Source organism: Micromonospora sp. NPDC005172, from assembly GCF_040608555.1.
Classification (GTDB): domain Bacteria; phylum Actinomycetota; class Actinomycetes; order Mycobacteriales; family Micromonosporaceae; genus Micromonospora.
Window position 1 is genome coordinate 1 of record NZ_JBEXIL010000026.1, and the last position, 17889, is coordinate 17889.

General features: G+C 71.7%; 16 protein-coding genes and 3 pseudogenes. 15 read left to right on the plus strand and 4 right to left on the minus strand.

The genetic code is table 11. The features are described 5' to 3' along the window. Positions 1-93: 93 nt before the first annotated feature. Both ABZV06_RS18800 and ABZV06_RS18805 read right to left on the minus strand, forming a co-directional pair. A pseudogene (locus tag ABZV06_RS18800) lies at positions 94-243 on the minus strand (serine/threonine protein kinase); the annotation flags it as partial. A 26-nt stretch (positions 244-269) separates the two neighbouring features. Further along, positions 270-1622, minus strand: coding sequence for an MFS transporter (locus ABZV06_RS18805; RefSeq protein ID WP_355244881.1), 1353 nt, complete (start codon positions 1620-1622; stop codon positions 270-272). A gap of 57 nt (positions 1623-1679) precedes the next feature. Here ABZV06_RS18805 and ABZV06_RS18810 point away from each other — a divergent pair, with 57 nt between their 5' ends. The 5 genes from ABZV06_RS18810 (at position 1680) to ABZV06_RS18830 (ending at position 6484) form a co-directional block, all read left to right on the plus strand. Beyond that, entirely contained in the window at positions 1680-2327 is a 648-nt protein-coding gene (locus ABZV06_RS18810; protein ID WP_355244878.1) for a TetR/AcrR family transcriptional regulator, read from the plus strand. Positions 2328-2383: 56 nt separating this feature from the next. Beyond that, the gene (locus ABZV06_RS18815) at positions 2384-3685 is read left to right on the plus strand and encodes an NAD(P)-binding domain-containing protein (RefSeq protein WP_355622872.1); all 1302 of its coding nucleotides are present in this window, start codon (positions 2384-2386) and stop codon (positions 3683-3685) included. Then, entirely contained in the window at positions 3682-4503 is an 822-nt protein-coding gene (locus tag ABZV06_RS18820; protein ID WP_355622875.1) for an SDR family oxidoreductase, read from the plus strand. The genes ABZV06_RS18815 and ABZV06_RS18820 overlap by 4 nt, the downstream gene beginning before the upstream one ends. Before the next feature lie 94 nt (positions 4504-4597). Beyond that, positions 4598-5080 carry a DUF1992 domain-containing protein gene (locus ABZV06_RS18825; protein ID WP_355244869.1) on the plus strand — a complete coding sequence of 161 codons (483 nt, stop codon included), beginning with the start codon at positions 4598-4600 and terminating at the stop codon, positions 5078-5080. Between the two features lie 120 nt (positions 5081-5200). Continuing rightward, the gene (locus tag ABZV06_RS18830) at positions 5201-6484 is read left to right on the plus strand and encodes an MFS transporter (RefSeq protein WP_355244866.1); all 1284 of its coding nucleotides are present in this window, start codon (positions 5201-5203) and stop codon (positions 6482-6484) included. A gap of 210 nt (positions 6485-6694) precedes the next feature. On the opposite strand, the gene ABZV06_RS18835 is transcribed toward ABZV06_RS18830, so the two are convergent. After that, positions 6695-7261: a maleylpyruvate isomerase N-terminal domain-containing protein gene (locus ABZV06_RS18835; protein ID WP_355244863.1), complete on the minus strand. Its 567-nt coding sequence runs from the start codon at positions 7259-7261 to the stop codon at positions 6695-6697. 46 nt (positions 7262-7307) lie between these two features. Between ABZV06_RS18835 and ABZV06_RS18840 the strand changes: the two genes are divergently transcribed. Beyond that, a complete protein-coding gene (locus ABZV06_RS18840) occupies positions 7308-8330 on the plus strand; it encodes a helix-turn-helix domain-containing protein (protein ID WP_355622878.1) in 1023 nt (340 codons plus the stop codon). Positions 8331-8361: 31 nt separating this feature from the next. Here the strand turns inward: ABZV06_RS18840 and ABZV06_RS18845 are convergent. Continuing rightward, a pseudogene (locus tag ABZV06_RS18845) lies at positions 8362-8763 on the minus strand (hypothetical protein); the annotation flags it as partial. Positions 8764-8771: 8 nt separating this feature from the next. On the opposite strand from ABZV06_RS18845, the pseudogene ABZV06_RS18850 reads away from it, so the two are divergent. The 9 genes and pseudogenes from ABZV06_RS18850 to ABZV06_RS18890 all read left to right on the plus strand — a co-directional run. After that, positions 8772-9602 (plus strand): annotated as a pseudogene (locus ABZV06_RS18850) (ABC transporter ATP-binding protein); the annotation flags it as partial. Between the two features lie 15 nt (positions 9603-9617). After that, on the plus strand, positions 9618-10376 hold the full coding sequence (locus ABZV06_RS18855; RefSeq protein ID WP_355622881.1) for an ABC transporter permease: 759 nt from the start codon (positions 9618-9620) through the stop codon (positions 10374-10376). 31 nt (positions 10377-10407) lie between these two features. After that, the gene (locus ABZV06_RS18860) at positions 10408-11190 is read left to right on the plus strand and encodes an ABC transporter permease (protein ID WP_355622884.1); all 783 of its coding nucleotides are present in this window, start codon (positions 10408-10410) and stop codon (positions 11188-11190) included. A 188-nt stretch (positions 11191-11378) separates the two neighbouring features. Then, positions 11379-12836 carry an FAD-dependent monooxygenase gene (locus ABZV06_RS18865; RefSeq protein ID WP_355244849.1) on the plus strand — a complete coding sequence of 486 codons (1458 nt, stop codon included), beginning with the start codon at positions 11379-11381 and terminating at the stop codon, positions 12834-12836. Positions 12837-12903: 67 nt separating this feature from the next. Continuing rightward, on the plus strand, positions 12904-13242 hold the full coding sequence (locus ABZV06_RS18870; protein ID WP_355244846.1) for a metalloregulator ArsR/SmtB family transcription factor: 339 nt from the start codon (positions 12904-12906) through the stop codon (positions 13240-13242). Positions 13243-13247: 5 nt separating this feature from the next. Then, positions 13248-13688, plus strand: a complete 441-nt coding sequence (locus ABZV06_RS18875) for an SRPBCC domain-containing protein (RefSeq protein ID WP_355244843.1) — start codon at positions 13248-13250, stop codon at positions 13686-13688. Then, complete coding sequence (locus ABZV06_RS18880; RefSeq protein ID WP_355622886.1) at positions 13685-14281, plus strand: maleylpyruvate isomerase family mycothiol-dependent enzyme; 597 nt, start codon at positions 13685-13687, stop codon at positions 14279-14281. The genes ABZV06_RS18875 and ABZV06_RS18880 overlap by 4 nt, the downstream gene beginning before the upstream one ends. A 205-nt stretch (positions 14282-14486) precedes the next feature. After that, a complete protein-coding gene (locus tag ABZV06_RS18885) occupies positions 14487-14924 on the plus strand; it encodes a hypothetical protein (RefSeq protein ID WP_355244837.1) in 438 nt (145 codons plus the stop codon). Between the two features lie 10 nt (positions 14925-14934). Continuing rightward, positions 14935-17850, plus strand: a complete 2916-nt coding sequence (locus tag ABZV06_RS18890) for a tetratricopeptide repeat protein (protein WP_355622889.1) — start codon at positions 14935-14937, stop codon at positions 17848-17850. Positions 17851-17889 lie beyond the last annotated feature (39 nt).

A 17889-nucleotide genomic window follows, 5' to 3' on the forward strand; every position in this document is an offset into this window, starting at 1 on the left:
AGACGGCCGACGCGCTGGTCTCCAGCGGCATGGCCGCGGCCGGATACCGCTACGTCAACATCGACGACTGCTGGTCCACCAAGCAGCGCAACGGCGCATCCGGCTGTTGCGCGAGGCGCGCTGGCAGGCGCCGTCGTTGTCGCGGCAGTAGCGAAAGGGCCGGCCCGCGCCGACACGCTGCGGCACCGGCCGTCCACAGTGGGCGCACGGGCGGGTCTCGGTGGGGGTGAGCGGGGCGTCCATCGAGGGCGAAGTCTAGTGCCGGCCGCTCAGGTCGCCGCCCGGGCCGTCGCGTCCAGGGTGTAGCGGCGCTGCAGCAGCAGCGCGGCGAGCATCGCCACCGCCGGCAGCAGCCCGAAGCCGTAGCGGACCGCCGCGAGCGCCGCGTCCGGCTGCGTCGGTGACTCACCGGCGCTCGACGCCACGAAACCACTCACTGCCAGGCAGAGGGCGTACGCGTAGGGGCCCAGGGCCGCGCCGGTGGCCTCGGTGGCCGTCCACACGCCGGTGTAGGTGCCCGCCCCGGTGGTGTCCCCGGCTGCGCGGATGACGTCGGGCAGCATCGAGAACGGCAGCAGTTGCATGCCGGCGAACGCGACCCCGAGCACCGCCACCGCGCCGACGAGCACCGGCAGGCCGGCGGGGCGGCCCACCGCCAGCACGAGCGACCCGACCGCGAACGCGCCCTGCGCGCCGAGCAGCGCCCGCTGCTTGCCGACGCGGCGGGCCAGCACCAGCCAGGCGGGCGTGACCAGCAGCGCCGGTGCGACGAACGCGGCCACCAGCACCGTGGTCATGCCGGGTGCGCGCAGCTCGTACTCCGCGTAGTAGGGCACCGCGGCCAGGACGAGGTGGGTGGTGGTGGACATGGCCAGGTACGCGGCGACCAGCCAGCGGAACTGCCCGTCGCGCAGGGCGGTGCGCAGCGCCCGCCACCCGCCGTGTCCCGGCGCGGTGGTGCTCGGCGCGGCGCCGCGCAGCCGGGCGATGCCGGCCACGCCGACGAGCATGGCGGCCAGCATCCCGATGGCCAGGACCACGCCCATGCGCTGGTAGCCGCCCCGGGTCGCGGCGTCGCCGCCGGTCAGCAGCGGGGCCAGCAGCCCGGAGGCCAGGATGCCGAGGGTCAGCACGACCATCCGGAACGCCATCAGCCGGGTGCGTTCGTCGTAGCCGATGCGAAGGTCGGCAGGTGTGGCCAGGTAGGGCACCTGGTAGGCGGCGAAGAGCAGGTTGCCGGCGACGAAGGCCACCGCCACCCACGCCGCGGCGGGCCCGCCGGTCAGGCCGCCGGGCACCGCGAACAGCGCCGCGAACGCGACCGGCAGGGCGCAGCCGAGCAGCAGCAGCCGTCGCCGGTCGCCCCGGCGGGCCCGCTCGACGTCGGCGCGATGCCCGACCCACGGGTGCAGCAGCACGTCGGCGATCTTCGGCAGCAGGAGCGCCAGACCGGCCAACCACGGCCCGACGGCCAGCATGTCGGTGAGGAAGTAGAGCAGCAGCAGGCCGGGCACGGTCACCCAGACACCCATGCCGAGCGACCCGGCGGCGAACCCGGCCAGGGGACCACGGGGCAGTGCCGCGTCGGTGGCGGCCGCGGGCCGCCGGTCGAGCCCGGTCATCGCCGCATCCTCTCGACAATCCAACAGTTGCTGGATTCTAGGGGCACAATGGCGGCCATGACCATGCCCCGACGCGGCCCGGGCCGGCCCCGGCGCGACGAGACCCGGCCGACCCGCGAGGTGGTGCTCACCGCCGCGACCGCGCTGTTCGCCGAGCGTGGCTTCGACGCCGTCGGGCTGCGGGAGGTCGCCGCCGCCGCCGGGGTCGACGTCGCCACGGTCGCCCACCACACGGGTACGAAGGCAGCCCTCTACGAGGCGTGTTTCGCGCGCGTGTTCGCCGTCGAGCGGCAGGTCCTCACCGAGGCCGCCGAGCGAGCCCGCGCAGCTCTCGACGCGGGCCCGGACGCGGCCCGACGGGCGTTGCACGACCTGGTCGACGTGTTCGTGGACTTCCTCCAGGACCACCCGGAGACCACCGCGCTGTGGCTGCGACGCTGGTTGGAGCCGCAGCGGCACGCCGAGTTGGACCAGCGCTACGCCGAGCCGCTCTACCGGCTGGTGGCGGAGCTGTTGACCGCCGCCGCGGCGGCCGGCGCGCTGGCCGAGCCGACCCCGCACATCACTGTGCGCAGCCTGGTCTGGGCCACCCACGGACACGTCGTGGCGTTGGCCGGGGGCGCGCCGGCCGCCCGGGAGCGCCGCGAGTTCCGGGCCTTCGTGCACCGCTTCCTGACCGCGCTGTACGGACCGACCGGCTCTTGACGGGCCGCCGCCGCCCAACGATTATCCATCGGACGTTGGATTATGTGGGGGCGACGATGCGGGCAGGACCCAGGGTTGCGGTGATCGGCGCCGGCGCGGCCGGCCTCGCCGCCGTCAAGGCACTGCGCGACGCCGACGTCGCCGTGGTCTGCTTCGAGGCCACCGACCAGGTCGGCGGCCTCTGGGTGTACGGGGCTCCGGACTCGCCCGCGTACCGGACGCTGCACCTGAACACCAGCCGTGGCCGTACCGAGTTCGCCGACCATCCGATGCCCGCCGACTGGCCCGACTACCCGGACCACACGCGGGTCGCCGGCTACCTGGCCGACTACGCCGACCGGTTCGGGCTGCGCGACGCGATCCGCCTGCGGCACACCGTCGAGCGGGTCACCCGGCGATCCGACGGCGGGTGGACTGTCGTCGCCACCGGGCCGGAGGGACCGGTCGAGGTCACCGTCGAGGCCGTCGTCGTCGCCAACGGTCACAACCGGGTGCCCCGGCTGCCCGACCCGCCGTACCCCGGCACCAGCACCGCCGAGCAGATCCACAGCCACGACTACCGTGGCCCCGAGCAGTTGGCCGGCCGACGCGTCCTGGTCGTCGGCGGCGGCAACTCGGCGATGGACATCGCGGTGGACGCCTCGTACGTCGCCGAGCGGACCCTGCTGTCGTTGCGCCGGGGCGTCTGGGTGGTGCCCAAGTACCTGCTGGGTCGCCCCTCGGACACCCTCAACGGCGCGCTGGCCCGCCGGCTTCCGTGGCGGCTGCGCCAACGCATCAGCCAGACGATGCTCGCCACCGCCGTCGGCAACCCCGCCAGCTACGGCCTGCCCGCGCCGACGCACGGCTTCCTGCAGGACCATCCGACGCTCTCGGACGGCCTGCTGTCCCGGCTGACCCACGGCGACGTCGAGGCCCGCCCCGGCGTCGCCGCCCTGGACGGCGACCGGGTCGAGTTCACCGACGGTCGCGCCGACCAGGTCGACCTCATCATCTGGTGCACCGGCTACCGGGTGGAGATCGGGTTCCTGCCGCCCGAGCTGCTGGGCGGCGGGGCCGACACCCTCGCGCTGTATCGGCACGTGTTCCACCCCGAGGCCCCCGGGCTGACGTTCGTGGGGCTGATGCAGTCCACCGGCTCGGCGTTCCCGCTGGTCGAGGCACAGGCCAAGCTGATCGCCGCGCAGCTCGCCGGCCGGTACGCCCTGCCCGACCCGGCGCGGCAGCGGGCCGCCTGCCGGGCCGAGCTACGGGCGGCGACGGCCCGCTGGGGTCACCGCCGCCCGGCGATGCGGGTGGACTTCGACGCGTACCTGACCGAGCTGACCCGGGAGCTGAACGCCGGAGCCCGGCGGTGACGAGCCTGACCGGTCGGCGGGTCCTCCTCACCGGGGCGAGCGGCACCTTCGGTCGGCACCTCAGCGTGGCGCTGCGCGCCGGTGGCGCCCGGGTGGTGGGGCTCGACCTGCACGCCCGCGACGACAACGAACTGCCGGTGCTCGGCTGTGACCTGACCGACCCGGCGGCCGTCCCCGCCGCCGTGCGAGAGGCCGTCGCACGGCTCGGAGGGCTCGACCTGCTGATCAACAACGCCGGGGTGGGTGGTCCCGCCCCGGCCGAGCTGCCGCCCGACGAGGTGGTCCGCCAGCAGTTGGAGGTGAACCTGCTGGCCGCGTGGCGGACCACCGCCGCCGCGCTGCCGGCACTGGTCGCCGCACGCGGGCGGGTGATCTTCGTGGCGAGCCGGATGGCAGTGCTGCCGCTGCCCCTCGCCGCCGCGTACGGGGTCAGCAAGCGGGCCCTCGTCGCGTACGCCGACGCGCTGCGCCACGAGGTGGGCACCCACGTCGGGGTGAGTGTCGTCTACCCCAGCATGGTCGCCTCACCGATCCACGACAGCACCGCCGAGGCGGGCCTGTCCCTGCGAGGAGTGTCCCGCCCCGAGCCCGTCGAGGGTGTCGTCGCGGCGATCCTGCGCGCCGCCACCGCCCGACGGGCGCCCCGGGACGTGGCGACCACCCGACGCGGCCGGCTGGAGCTGGCCGTCGGCCGGCATGCGCCCGCGCTGGCCGACCGGCTGGTACGCCGTACCCTCGCCGCGCGCCTCGCCGCCGGTGACCTGGACGCCGCGCCGCTGGCCGCCGGGATGCTGCGCCGGCACCGTGACCCCGGCTGAGCGGGAATTGTCGACGGCCCGGCCGCGCTGATCCGTTACAGCACGTGTCGCCCGCCGGCGGCGGCGTCAGCGTGGTCAGGGAAGGTGCCGCAGCGTGACCGAGGCGTGGGACGCAGCCGTGGAGGCGCAGATCCGGGGGGCCGTGCAACGCGGCGAGTTCGACAACCTGGCCGGCATGGGCAAGCCGATCCCCGGGCGCGGCATGCCGTACGACGAGTCGTGGTGGATCAAGAGTTTCCTGGAGCGCGAGAAGCTGCCCAGCGACCTGCTGCTGCCCACTGCGCTGCAACTGCGCCGACGCGTCGAGCAGGTCCCCGACGAGGTCCGCGACCTGCCCACCGAGCAGTCCGTGCGGGCCTTCGTGGGGCAGCTCAACGGGCAGATCGTCGCCTGGCTGCGCAACCCCGACGGTCCCCGGGTGGCGGTCCGGCCGGTGAACGCCGACGAGGTGGTGCATCGCTGGCGCGCCGAACGGACGCGTCCCGAGGCCACCACCATCACCGAGCCGGGCACCGCCGTCGCCCCGGCGCGTCGAGCCCGCCGGAGTTGGTGGCTGCGCTGGCGTCGCCGGCGCTGACCTCGGCCCCACCGAACAGATCCGTACGGTCCCGAACACCTCGTGCCGGTTCCGTGCCCGGCGGCGTCGCTACGGTCGGGACCGGGTGACCTGACGGCAGGCACGGGATACGGGGGCGACGTGGGCGAGCGCGCCGCGACGTACGCCGAGGTGTTCGCGGTACGCGAGTACCGCCACCTGTTCGCCGCGTACGTGTTGTCCCTGGCCGGAGACCAGCTCACGGCCGTCACCGTGGCGTACCTCGTCTACCGGGGGACCGGATCGGCGGCGCTGGCTGCCGCCGCGTACGCCAGTTCCTACCTGGCCTGGCTCGTCGGGGGCCCGCTGCTGTCCGGATTCGCCGACCGGTTTCCCCGGCGGCGCGTCCTGATCGTCTGTGACCTCGCCCGCGCGGCCCTGGTCCCGGTGGCGGCGCTGCCGGCGCTTCCCGCGCCCGCCCTGGTGGCGATGCTCTTCGCGGTCAACCTGATGCGGCCGCCGTTCGTGGCCGCGCGGGCGGCGTTGCTGCCCGACGTGCTCGACGGCGACCGGTACGCGGTGGCCAACGGCGTGGACAACATCTGCGCCCAGGTCGTGCAGGTGGTCGGTTTCGCCGTCGGCGGGAGTCTGGTGGCGCTGCTGTCACTGCGCGGCGCGCTGCTGGTGGACGCCGCCACGTTCCTCGTCTCCGCCCTGCTGATCGCCCTCGGCGTACGGGCACGCCCGGCGCCCCGGACGCCGCCGAACCCTGCCCGCCGTGGTCGCGCGGACGGCCTGCGGCTGATCGTCGCCGACCCCCGGCTGCGCGCCTACGTGCTCGTCCTGTGGACGGCCAGCGCCTTCACCTACGCCGCCGAGGGGCTGATGGTTCCGCTGGCCCGGCAGTACGGCGGCGACGCCGCCACCGTGGGGCTGTTGCTGGCCGCCGCGCCGGCGGGCATGGCGCTCGGCGGAGTCGCCCTCACCCGGCTCTGCCCGCCGGCGGCCCGCCCACGGCTGATCCTGCCCCTGGCCGCGCTGTCCGCCGGTGTGCTCACGGCGGCGTGGACCGTCCCGCCGCTGTGGGTGGTGCTGGTGCTGTTGGCGCTGGCCGGGGCCGCGAGCGCCTTCGCCGTGCCGCTGAACGCCCTGTTCGGCCGGGCGGTGCCGGCGGTGTACCGGGGACGCGCGTTCGGGGTCGCCATCACCGGCCTCAGTGGCCTGCAGGGGACGGCGATGGTCCTGGCGGGTCTGGCCGCCGACCGTTGGCCGGCCACCACGGTGATCGGGTGCAGCGGAGCGTCGGGGGCGGTGGCGGTCCTCGCTCTCGGTCCACTGTGGCGGCGTGCCACCCGCTCAGGGCCGTTCGGGCACACCGTCGAACAGGGCCGAACGACTCCGAACGTCGAAAGCCCTACCGCCGAGGTGGGCGGTCGTCGACGCTGAGGTCGTCGGGCGAGTACGGGGTCGCCCTGAGGGGAGAGGAGAAGCGCATGCGCGGCGTTCGCAAGCGTGGCATCAGCTGGACCTGACCGAGACGGTGCACGCCGTCGGCAACCCTTTCGGGCACCGACGGCGTTTCCCAGGACAGGCGCGGGCGACGCGGTGCTCGACGGTCCCTCGGCCACCGCGTCGCCCGCCCGCCGTCACGATGGGTCAGTCCAGCGCGGCGCGCCAATTCCAGGACGTGCGCCGTTCCCGCCCCGGCAGCTCGCCCCGGCCGGTCATCCACAGCAGCACGTCGGGCGCGTCGCCGGGCGGGGCGTCCGGGAACAGTCGCCGCAGCACCAGCGCGCTCAGCCGTTGCGGCGGCTGCCACGGCACGCCGAGGCCGGTGGTGATGTCGTAGGTGTGCAGGACCGTCTCGGCAACCCCCATGGCCGCGAAGCCAGCCGGGTCGCAGGGACCGAAGTGCCAGGCCCGCGCCGTCGGTGCGGCGGCGTCGACGGCGACCGCGAGCAGCCCCGCGCAGGCACGTACCACCTCGAGCACCCGCGCAGGGTTCGTCGTGGGGCGGACCCGCAGGTCGTACGGGAGGTAGGCGTCCGTCGCGAGGCCGGTGACCTGACCGGCGTACGCGAGCAGGTCGTGCGCGACGTGCGCCGCGGTGGTCCAGCAGCTCCACGTCAACGTGCCGGCGGGTACCGACCAGTCGCGGTCGCGGTGCGGCGTGAGCACCCTGATCATCTCGTCGGCCGCGTCGCGCACGTCGGCGCTGGTCACCGGGGACAATGGTCGCTCCTTCGCTCAGCACCGTGACAGTCGATGCGTGCAAGAATCCATCCTCGCGCACGGGGAGGCGAACGCGATGTTGCCCAACCTGGTGGTGGACACGACGGTACTGCCGCCGCCGGAACGGTTCGAGTACTGGTACGCCCTGGTCGCCCAGGAGACGGCGCCCGTGCACATCACCAGCGCACGGCTGGACGACTTCGTCGCGTACGCCCAGGCCATCGACCTCGGCCGGATCCGGTTGGCCTCGCTGCGGTACCCGTCGCTGCACGCCGCCCGGCCCGCCGGACTGGTCCGCCGAACCGAGACGGACATCTACCAGCTCACGCTGCCACTGACGGGTCGCAGCGTCCTGGTCCAGGACCGCACCGAGACGACGCTCGTCGCCGCCAGGCACTTCACCCTGCTGGACACCGCGCGTCCGCACATCGCCCGGCACCTGGCGGACAGCCCCGGCCTCGCCACCACGATCACCGTGCAGATCCCCTACGCGGCGCTGCCGTTGCCGCCGGACCGACTCCATCGTCTGCTGGCCACGCCGATGCCGGCCCACCTCGGCGTCGGCGGGCTGCTGGTCCAGCATCTACGCGGCATCGCGGCGCACCCCGAGCAGTACGAGCCCAACCAGGCCGAGATGCTGGGCGGCGTGGCGCTGGACCTGCTCACCGCCACGCTCGCCCAACGCCTCGACATCGAGGGCATCCTGTCGCCGGAGACACGGCACACCGCCCTACGTGCCCGCGTCGTCGACTTCGTCGACCGTCACCTCGACAACGCCGAACTCAGCCCCCGTACCGTCGCCGCCGCCCACCACATCTCGCTGCGGTCGCTGCACCGCCTGTTCGAAGGCGAGGCGACCACGCCCGCCGAACCCATCCGGGCCAAGCGTCTGGAGCGGTGCCGACGGGATCTGTGCAACCCGCTGTACGCGCGGCAGCCGGTCCACCTCATCGCCGCCCGGTGGGGTTTCGCGGACAAGGCCCACTTCAGTCGCCTCTTTCGTGCTCGCTACGGTCGGTCGCCGCAGGCGTACCGGGCGGCCGTCGCAGCGGGAGAGTGACGACCCGCCCCGCCGTGCGCGGAGCGGACCGCTACCGCCGCCGGTGGTCGGTCGGGTCGTCCGCGACGAAGTCGCCGACGGCGGCGCGGATCATCTCGCCGTACGGGTCGTCCGGTAGCTGTGCCAGGTGCGCGCGGGCCCGTGCGAGGTACTCGCGGGCCGGATCGGGGTTGCCGAGTCGCCGGTGGCAGTAGGCGAGGTTGAGGTACAGCGAGGGCAGGAACGCCCGTACCTCCAGCGAGGGCAGGTGCCGCTGGGCACGTTCGTCGGTCAGCTCGGACACGGCGGCCAGGGCGCGTTCGTCCCAGCGCAGTTCCGCGTCGAGGGTGTCCTGAAGGTCGGCGAGGTGGTGGGCCAGGGTGCAGCGGTGCAGGGCGTCACCGCCGGGACCGATCTCGTCCCAGAGCGCGGTGAGCAGCTCACGAGCCTCGGCGGCTGCGCGCCGGCAAGTCCACCACCATGCGGATGATCGCCGCGACGTCGCCGATCAGCGGCGGCAGCCTGCGCGTCCTCGGCATGGACCCGATGACGCAGGGGCCACAGATCCGCGCCCGCCTGGGCGTCGTCACCCAGGACGACCACCTCGACAACGAGCTCACCGTCCGGGAGAACCTGCACATCTACGGGCGGTACTTCGGGCTCGCGCGGGCCGTCATCCGCGAGCGGGCGACCCGGCTGCTGGACTTCGCCCAGCTCCGGGAGAAGGCCGGCGACCAGGTGGAGACGCTGTCGGGTGGCATGCGGCGGCGGTTGACGATCGCCCGCGCACTGATCAACGAACCCGACATCCTGCTGCTCGACGAACCGACCACCGGCCTCGACCCGCAGGCCCGACACATCCTGTGGGACCGGCTCTTCCAGCTCAAGCAGGAGGGCGTAACGCTCATCCTCACCACCCACTACATGGACGAGGCCGAGCAGCTCTGTGACCGCCTCATCGTCGTCGACCACGGTCGGATCGTCGCGCAGGGCTCCCCACGGGACCTGATCACCAGATACGCCACCCGGGAGGTCCTCGAACTCCGCTTCCGCCTCGACGAACGGGAAACCGCCGCCGAAAAGCTACGGACATCGGTGTTGGCCACCGGCGGCTCGGCTGCCGACGGGCGCGTCGAACTGCTCGCGGACCGGGCGCTCGTCTACTGCGCCGACGGCGAGGCCGCCCTCGCCACCGTGCACGCCCTGTCGCTCACCCCGCTCACCGCCCTGGTCCGCCGCGCGACGTTGGAGGACGTGTTCCTCACGCTCACCGGCCGATCGCTCATCGAGTAGCTGAAGGAACCACTGGTGCTGCACGCATTCGGATACTGGCTCACCCGCTACCGGCGCACCTGGCGCGGCACGATCGTGATCAACGTGCTGAACCCGTTGCTGTTCCTCATCGGCATCGGCGCCGGCCTGGGCGCCCTCGTCGACGACAACGCGCCAGCCCAGATCGCCGGCGTCTCCTACGCGGCGTTCTTCGCACCGGGCATGCTGGCCGCCGCGGCGATGCAGAACGCGTTCCTCGAGGCGTCCTGGGGAGTCGCCCGCGCCGCCGGCTTCGGGGCCTACCGGGGCGCCACGCCGACACCGATCGAGCCGGAGCAGCTCGCCGCCGGGCACCTGCTCTTCATCGCCGTACGGCTGCTCATCACCAGCGGCGCCTTCATCGTCGTAATGGCCGCGTTCGGGTTGGTCGAGGGCCGGTGGGCCCTCGGAGCCCTGCTCGGCGCGACGCTGACCGGGCTCGCGTTCGGGGCGCCGGCGGCGGCGTGGGCGGTCGGCGTACGCACGCTGCGCCACATCGACACGGTGTTCCGGTTCGTCATCATGCCGCTCTACATGTTCTCCGGCACCTTCTTCGCCGTCTCGCAGCTGCCCGAGTGGATCCGGCCGGTGTCCTACCTGCTGCCGCTGTGGCACGGGGTGGAGCTGTGCCGCACGGTGAGCCTCGGCACGGCCACGATCACCGGCAGCTCCGTCCACATCGTCTATCTGCTGGCGCTCACGATCGGCGGCTTCCTGGCCGCCCGCGTCACCTACCGCCGCCGGCTGCACCCGTGACGGCCGCCGTCCAGAGCTTCGTGGAGACACCATGACCAGCGTCGTCGTACCCGCCTGGACCCGCCGTCGAGCGCTCGCGCTGATCGAACGCAACTTCATGATCTACCGGCGGTCGATCACCCCGCTGCTCAACGCGCTCGTCGAACCGCTCCTGTACCTGCTGTCGATCGGGGTCGGCGTCGGGCTGCTCGTCGGCACGGTCCCCGGGGTCGAGGTGCCGTACGCCGCCTACGTGGCCCCCGCGATCCTGGCCACCACCGCGATGAACACGGCGTTCAACCTGACCAGCATCGGGGTCTTCACCCGGATGAGGGTCGAGAGGACCTACGAGGCGATCCTGCCGACGCCGCTCTCGGTCACCGACATCGCCGTCGGCGAGGTCACCAGCGCGATGATCAACGCGTTGCTGACGTCGATCGGCTTCCTGGTCATCATGGCGATCGGAGGGCTGGTCACCTCGGCCTGGGTGCTGCTGGCCCTGCCGGCCTCGCTGCTGATCGCGTACGCGTTCGCGGCGGGCGGGCTGGCCGTCACGACGTACCTGCGGGATTTCCCCGATTTCCAGTACATCCAGCTGTTCATGCTGCCGATGTACCTGTTCGCGACGACGTTCTATCCCCTGTCGGTCTATCCGGAGGCGGTCCGGCCCCTCATCCAGGCCCTGCCGCTCTACCACAGCATCGAGCTCGTCCGGGAGCCGGCGCTGGGCCACCTCAGCTGGCACCTGCTGAGCGCGGCGCTCTACCTCGTCGCGTTCGGCTCGATCGCGATGTGGGTGGCCACGCGCCGGATGACCCACGCCATGCTGCGGTGAACGGCATAAAGGCTGGACCTGCGCCCGCTGGGCTTGTACCTTGCAGTCGACCGAGACACCGCCCGAGGAGGTGAGACCCATGAACGCTGGTTCGTTGTGGGTGCTCCCCCTACCGTCACGGTCGGGCGACTGACGCAGGTGTCGCCGGGAGCGCCTTCTCACCACGGCACTCTCGAAAGGCCCATCCTGTGTCCTCCGCACACCTCGATCCTTCCCGGCATCCCGTCGACGTGATCATCGTCGGCTGCGGGCCGACCGGCGCGATGCTCGCCGCCGAACTCCGCCTGCACGACGTGCGGGTCCTCGTCGTCGAGAAGGAGACCGAGCCACCGTCCGCCGTCCGCATCGTCGGCCTGCACATCCGCAGCCTCGAGGTGCTGGCGATGCGCGGCCTGTTGGACCGCATGCTCGCGCACGGCAGGCGACGTCCGGCCGCCGGCTTCTTCGCCGCCATCGACAAACCCGCGCCCTCAGGGCTCGACTCCCCGTACGCCTACCTGCTGGGCATCCGGCAGCCGGTCATCGAACGTCTGCTCGCGGAACATGCCACCGATCTGGGCGCGCAGGTCCGGCGCGGCCGGGCGGTCACCGGTCTCGCGCAGGACGACGAGGGTGTGACCGTCGAACTGTCCGACGGGGAACAGTTGCGCGCCAGGTACCTCGTCGGCTGCGACGGTGCCCGCAGCGCGGTGCGCAAGCTCCTCGGCGTCGGCTTCCCCGGCGAGCCGTCGCGCAGCGAGACGCTGATGGGCGAGATGGAGGCGGGCGTCTCACCAGAGGAAATCGCCGCCACCGTCGCCGCGGTCGGCGGAACGCAGCACCGATTCTGGGTCCGACCCGTCGGTGTCGGCCTCTACAGCATCGTCGTCCCCGCCGCGGGCCTCAGCGACCGCGCGGTACCACCCACCATCGAGGACTTCCGGCAACAGCTGCGAGCCGTCGTCGGAACCGACTTCGGCGTGCACTCCCCGCGCTGGGTGTCCCGCTTCGGCGACGCCACCCGGCTGGCCGAACGGTATCGGGTCGGGCGGGTCCTGCTGGCCGGCGACGCGGCACACATCCACCCACCCATCGGTGGGCAGGGCCTCAACCTGGGACTTCAGGACGCGGTCAACCTCGGCTGGAAACTGGCCGCACAGATCCGCGGGTGGGCACCGGACACCCTGCTGGACACCTACCAGGCCGAACGCCGTCCGGTCGCCGCCGACGTGCTGGACAACACCCGCGCCCAGACACAACTGCTGGCCGACGAACCGGGCGCGCGGGCCGTACGCCGGCTGCTCACCGAGCTGATGGACTTCGACGAGGTGAACCGCCATCTCCTGGAGAAGATCGCCGGCACCGCCATCCGCTACGACGTGGGCGAGGGCCCCGATCTGCTCGGCCGCCGCTTGCCCGACGTCGACCTGCGACAGGGCAACCTCTACGGTCTGCTGCACCGCGGGCGTGGCCTGCTGCTGGACCGCACCGGTCGATTGACTGTCGACGGCTGGAAGGACCGGGTCGATCATCTCGAGGACGCCGGAGCGGCGGTCGACGTCCCGTGCCTCCTGCTGCGTCCCGACGGCTACGTCGCCTGGATCGGCGACGAGCAGCGGAACCTCGACGACCATCTCGCCCGGTGGTTCGGCAGTTCCATGCCGTGAGGACGAGTCACGCTCATGACCCTTATTCAAGTTGACGCTTTATAAAGCTTTTGCTTGGATAAGGGTCATGAGCGTGACCCTCGACGACCAGCAGCTTGATGCGCTGTTCACGGCACTGAGCGATCGGACCAGGCGCGACATCGTGACTCGGCTGACCACCGGCCAGGCGACGGTCAAGGAGCTGGCCGAGCCGTACGCGATGAGCATGCAGGCCGTGTCGCAGCACATCCGTGTGCTCGAGCGGGCCGGCCTGATCAGTCAGGGGCGGCACCGGCAGAGCCGGCCGTGTCGCCTCGAACCTGCGGCGCTGGAGGCCGCGCTGTCCTGGATCGAGCAGAGCCGCCAGGCCTGGGCGGATCGCCTGGACCGCCTGGAGACGCATCTCGCCCACCTGCAGGAAGGCTGAAGTCCGTGGGTGACGGCGAACTCGTCTACCGGAGGGTCTTCCGCGCGCCGCGCGAACTTGTGTGGCGGTGCCTCACCGAGCCCGACGAACTCGCGCAGTTCTGGGGACCGCGCGGCATGGTGACACCGGTCGAGGGCATCGTCGTCGACCTCCGGCCGGGGGGTCGGTTCGAGACCCTGATGATCGGAGACCAGGGCAGCTACCGGATGGTCGCCACGTTCACCGAGATCGTTGCGCCCGAGCTGCTCGCCTGGGTCGAGCCGGCGACCGGGATGCACACGACCAGCACGTTTCACGACCTCGGCGATGGCGAAACCGCGGTCGTCATCCACCAGCGGCACGTGCCCGAGACGATGCGTACGCCCGCTGCCCGCGCCGGTTTCACCACCTCGCTCGACAAGCTCGCGGAACGCCTCGCGCAGCTCACGCGAAAGGATCAGTCATGACGGACCCGCAGCCCTGGGTCGCGTTGACCTACCGAGGACTCGCCGACCTTCTCGCGACCGCTGCCGTCGACACCTGGGATGCACCCTCGCTGTGTGAGACGTGGCTGGTGCGGCACGTTGTCGCGCACGTCACGATGCCTGTGCGGCTGACGCCCGTGGAGTTCGCCACCGAGATGGCCGCAGCCGGCGGTGACTTCACGGTGCTCTCCAACAGCATGGCCACGCGCGGCGCGGCGCTGCCCCGCACCGACCTCCTCGATCAACTCCGATCGCCGACACTGCACGCCTGGCAGCCGCCGGGCGGCGGTGCCGCGGGCGCGCTGAGTCACGCCGTCATCCACTCCCTGGACGTGACGATCGCTCTCGACCGGCCCACGGTCGCACCGGCAGGCGCGGTCCGCAGCGTCCTGGACACTCTCACCAACGCAAGCGGCGCCATCTTCGGAATAGACCTGGCCGGTGTCCGACTCGAAGCGACCGACACGGATCGGCGCTGGGGGAGCGGTGAGGTCGTCCGTGGTGACAGTGGCTCTCTGGTGGCGCTGCTGAGCGGTCGAACGCTGCCCGACGGCCGGAGCCTGCCCCGGGGCTGACGCCACGATATCGAACCATGACCGACCGCGAAGTTGTGTGTCCTGTCCGGGTATTTACGCAGGTGGCGACGGCGCTCCACGATGGTGCCAGGATGTCGATCTGGACGTTCGGTGCGTCGATCGGCTTCGGTTCTCGGGTTCGAGGCGGTGACGCCAACTCGGTCGCCACAGAACGAGAGTGCGCCTACCGCCGGCGAGGAGAGACGTGACCCCGGATATTCAGGCGGTGCTGGCCATCGGCGCCACGACGCTGGTGACCGCCGCCGCTACGGACGTGTGGAACGGGTTGGCTCGCCCGGGGTTCATCCGGCTGTTCGGACGCGGTCGCGCCGACCAGGAGGCGAAGGCCGCGCGTCGGCTCGACGCGCTGGCGGCCACCGTGGAGCAGGCACCGCCGGACAAGCAGGTCGAGGTCCGGGCCCAGCAGCAGCCGCAATGGCTGACCCGGTTGCAGGATCTCGTCGAAGACGACCCGACCGTCATCGACGACCTGCAGGCTCTTGTCACCGAGCTCACCGCTCGGCTACCCGCCGAGCAGAAGGTGCAGATCCAGAACATTGTGGCCCGTGACCACGGACTCGCGTTCGGCGTCCAGAACGGCAACATCATCTACCACGAGGCGCCACCGTTGACGGAAGCGTGAGCGGGAGTCGATGGATCGCGTGGTCACGGCAGATGGACCAGAACCCTCCTTCCAGCAGGTCACGTCGGTCGGCGGGTTCGCCTACGGCGTGATCAACGCCGACATCCATGTCTTCGCCAACGGCGAACCGCTCTACCTGCTGGCCAACTGGCAGCCGGAACCGGACGCCGACGTGGACTGGCTGCGGCAGATGCCCAGCCGCATGCTCAACGCCCGTCGCGCCGTGGTGCCGTTCACCGGCCGCGATCAAGAATTCGCCGACCTGCGGCAGTGGCGCGACAGCGGACCGCCGCAGCTGAGTGTGCGCTGGCTGCACGGGCCCGGTGGGCAGGGCAAGACCCGTCTCGCCGCCCAACTCGCCGCCGAGTCGCTCATCGCCGGCTGGAGAGTGGTTGCCGCGTTCCACGGCCCCGACGCCGACCGGCCCGAGCCCGGCAGCCACGACCTCGCCCTGACCGGGACCGCGGGGCTGCTTCTCGTGGTTGACTACGCCGACCGGTGGCTGTTGAGCAACCTCACCTGGCTGCTCAAGAACGCCCTCCTTCACCAGGTCGGCGTCCCCACCCGAGTTCTCATGATCGGCCGCAGCCTGGACACGTGGCCGGCGATCAGCGCCATCCTCGACAACTATCGGGGCCACACGAGCGCCCAGCGGCTCCCCGACCTGCCCACCGATCACGCCCGACTCACCATGTTCACCGCGGCCCGCGATCGGTTCGCCGCCATTTACCGGCATCCCCGCCCTACCACGATCCTGCCCTCGGTCCAGCTCGACAGTCCCGAGTTCGGGCTCACCCTCGCCGTACACATGGCCGCCCTGGTCGCCGTCGACGCCGCTGTCAGCGGCGAGCGGCCTCCCGAAGGCATGGACGCCCTGACCCGGTACCTGCTCAATCGGGAACAACTGCACTGGCGACGGCTCTACCACGACGGCATCACGGGAACAGGGAGCGGCTATCGGACCCCGGGCGACGTGATGAACCACGCCGTCTTCACCGCTGCCCTCACCGGCGCACTCGACCGCACCGCCGGCGCCGAGCTTCTCGAACACCTCGGTATCGGACCAGATGTCGAACAGGTCCTCCGCGACCACACGGTCTGCTATCCACCCGCCGAACCCAACCAGCCAACCGTCCTGGAACCCCTCTACCCGGACCGGCTCACCGAGGACTTCCTCGCACTCACCCTGCCGGGACACCACATCGACTACCCCGCGCAGAACTGGGCACCCGCCACCGCAACCGCTCTCCTGACCGCCCGCTCCCAGGACGACTCGACAAGCTCGGTGCTCTCCCGATCGGTCACGTTCCTCGCCGCAGCCGCTGACCGCTGGCCCCACGTGGGCAGCACTCTCCTCTACCCGCTATTACGCAAATATCCCGATCTCGCGATCAGAGCGGGCGGCACCGCGTTGACCGCTCTCGCTACCAGCCGATCCGTGAGTATCGAGGTGCTGGAGCGCATCGAACCTCTGCTACCGGCCGACAGGCACATAAACTATGACATCGCCGCGGCCGCCGTCACCAGCGTGCTGACCGCACACCGTCTCGCCCACACCACTGATCCCGCCGAGCAAGCCGTTCTGCAGTCCAATCAGGTCTTCCGCCTTGCCCGTGCCGGCCGCCGGGAGGAGGCTCTGGCCGTGGCCGAGGAGGCCGTGGCCATCTGGCGGCGGCTGACCGAGGCAGACCCGGACGCCTACCAGGAAAACATCGCCACCTCGTTGAACGACCTCGGCCTCCGCCTGTCCGAGCTGGGTCGCGGCGAGCAGGCCGTGGCTCTGGTTCAGGAGGCCGCCGCCATCGTCCGTCGGCTGGCCGCGGCAGACCCGAACGCCTACCTACCCATTCTTGCCGCGTCGCTGAACAACGTCGCTGCCGTCCTAGCCCGGCTGGGCCGCCTAGCGGGGGCTCTGGGCGTGGCCGAGGAGGCCGTGGCCGCCTGGCGGCAGCTGGCCGAGGCGAACCCGGACGCCTACCTATCCGACCTCGCCCTGTCGTTGGCCAACCTCGGCGCCTGCCTGTCCGAGCTTGGCCGCCCCGGGCAGGCCCTGGCCCCATCCGAGGAAGCCGTGGCCATCTTGCGGCGGCTGGCCGAGACGAACCCGGGCGTCTACGTATCCGACTTCGCCCTGTCGTTGACCAACCTCGGCAACTGTCTGTCCCGGTTGGGCCGCCGTGAGCAGGCGCTGGCCGCGACTCAGGCAGCCGCCGGCACTTACCGGGTACTGGCCGAGGCGAATCCGGACTCCTACCTACCCGACCTCGCCCTGTCGCTGAACAACCTCGGCCTCCGCCTGTCGGCGCTGGGCCGCCCTGAGCAGGCCCTGGCCGAGGAAGCCGTGGCCATCCGGCGGCGGCTGGCCGAGACGAACCCGGACGTCCACCTTCCCCACCTCGCCGACTCGTTGACCAACCTCGGCGCCTACCTGTTCGAGCTGGGCCGCCCTGGCCAGGCCCTGGCCCCGGCCGAGGAAGCCGTGGCCATCCGGCGGCGGCTGGCCGAGGTAGATCCGGACGCCTACCTAGCCGACCTCGCCACCTCGTTGACCAGCGTCGGCAGCATCCTGTTCGCGCTGGGCCGCCGCGAACGGGCCATAGTCCCGGCCAGGGAAATCGTGGCCATCCGGCGACGGCTGGCCAAGACGAACCCGGACGCCTACCTACCCGACCTCGCCATGTCGTTGTGGACGTACGCCACGGTGTGCGCAGACGTGAAGCAGAATCTGTCCGAAGCTTTGAAGGCGATCACCGAGGCGACTCAGCTCTACGGATCGTTGGCCAAACGTATGCCGGAAGAGTTCGCAGGCCAAGCACTCTCCGCGTACCGGACGCTGGCCGATGTGCTGGAAGGAGTTGGCCGCAGGGACGAAGCGAACGGTCTTCGGCAGCAGCTCGACAGGATCTCGATCAGAACCACGAATTGAGCACCCCTGTTTGCCTTCAGGGACGGCCGCGTCCCCACG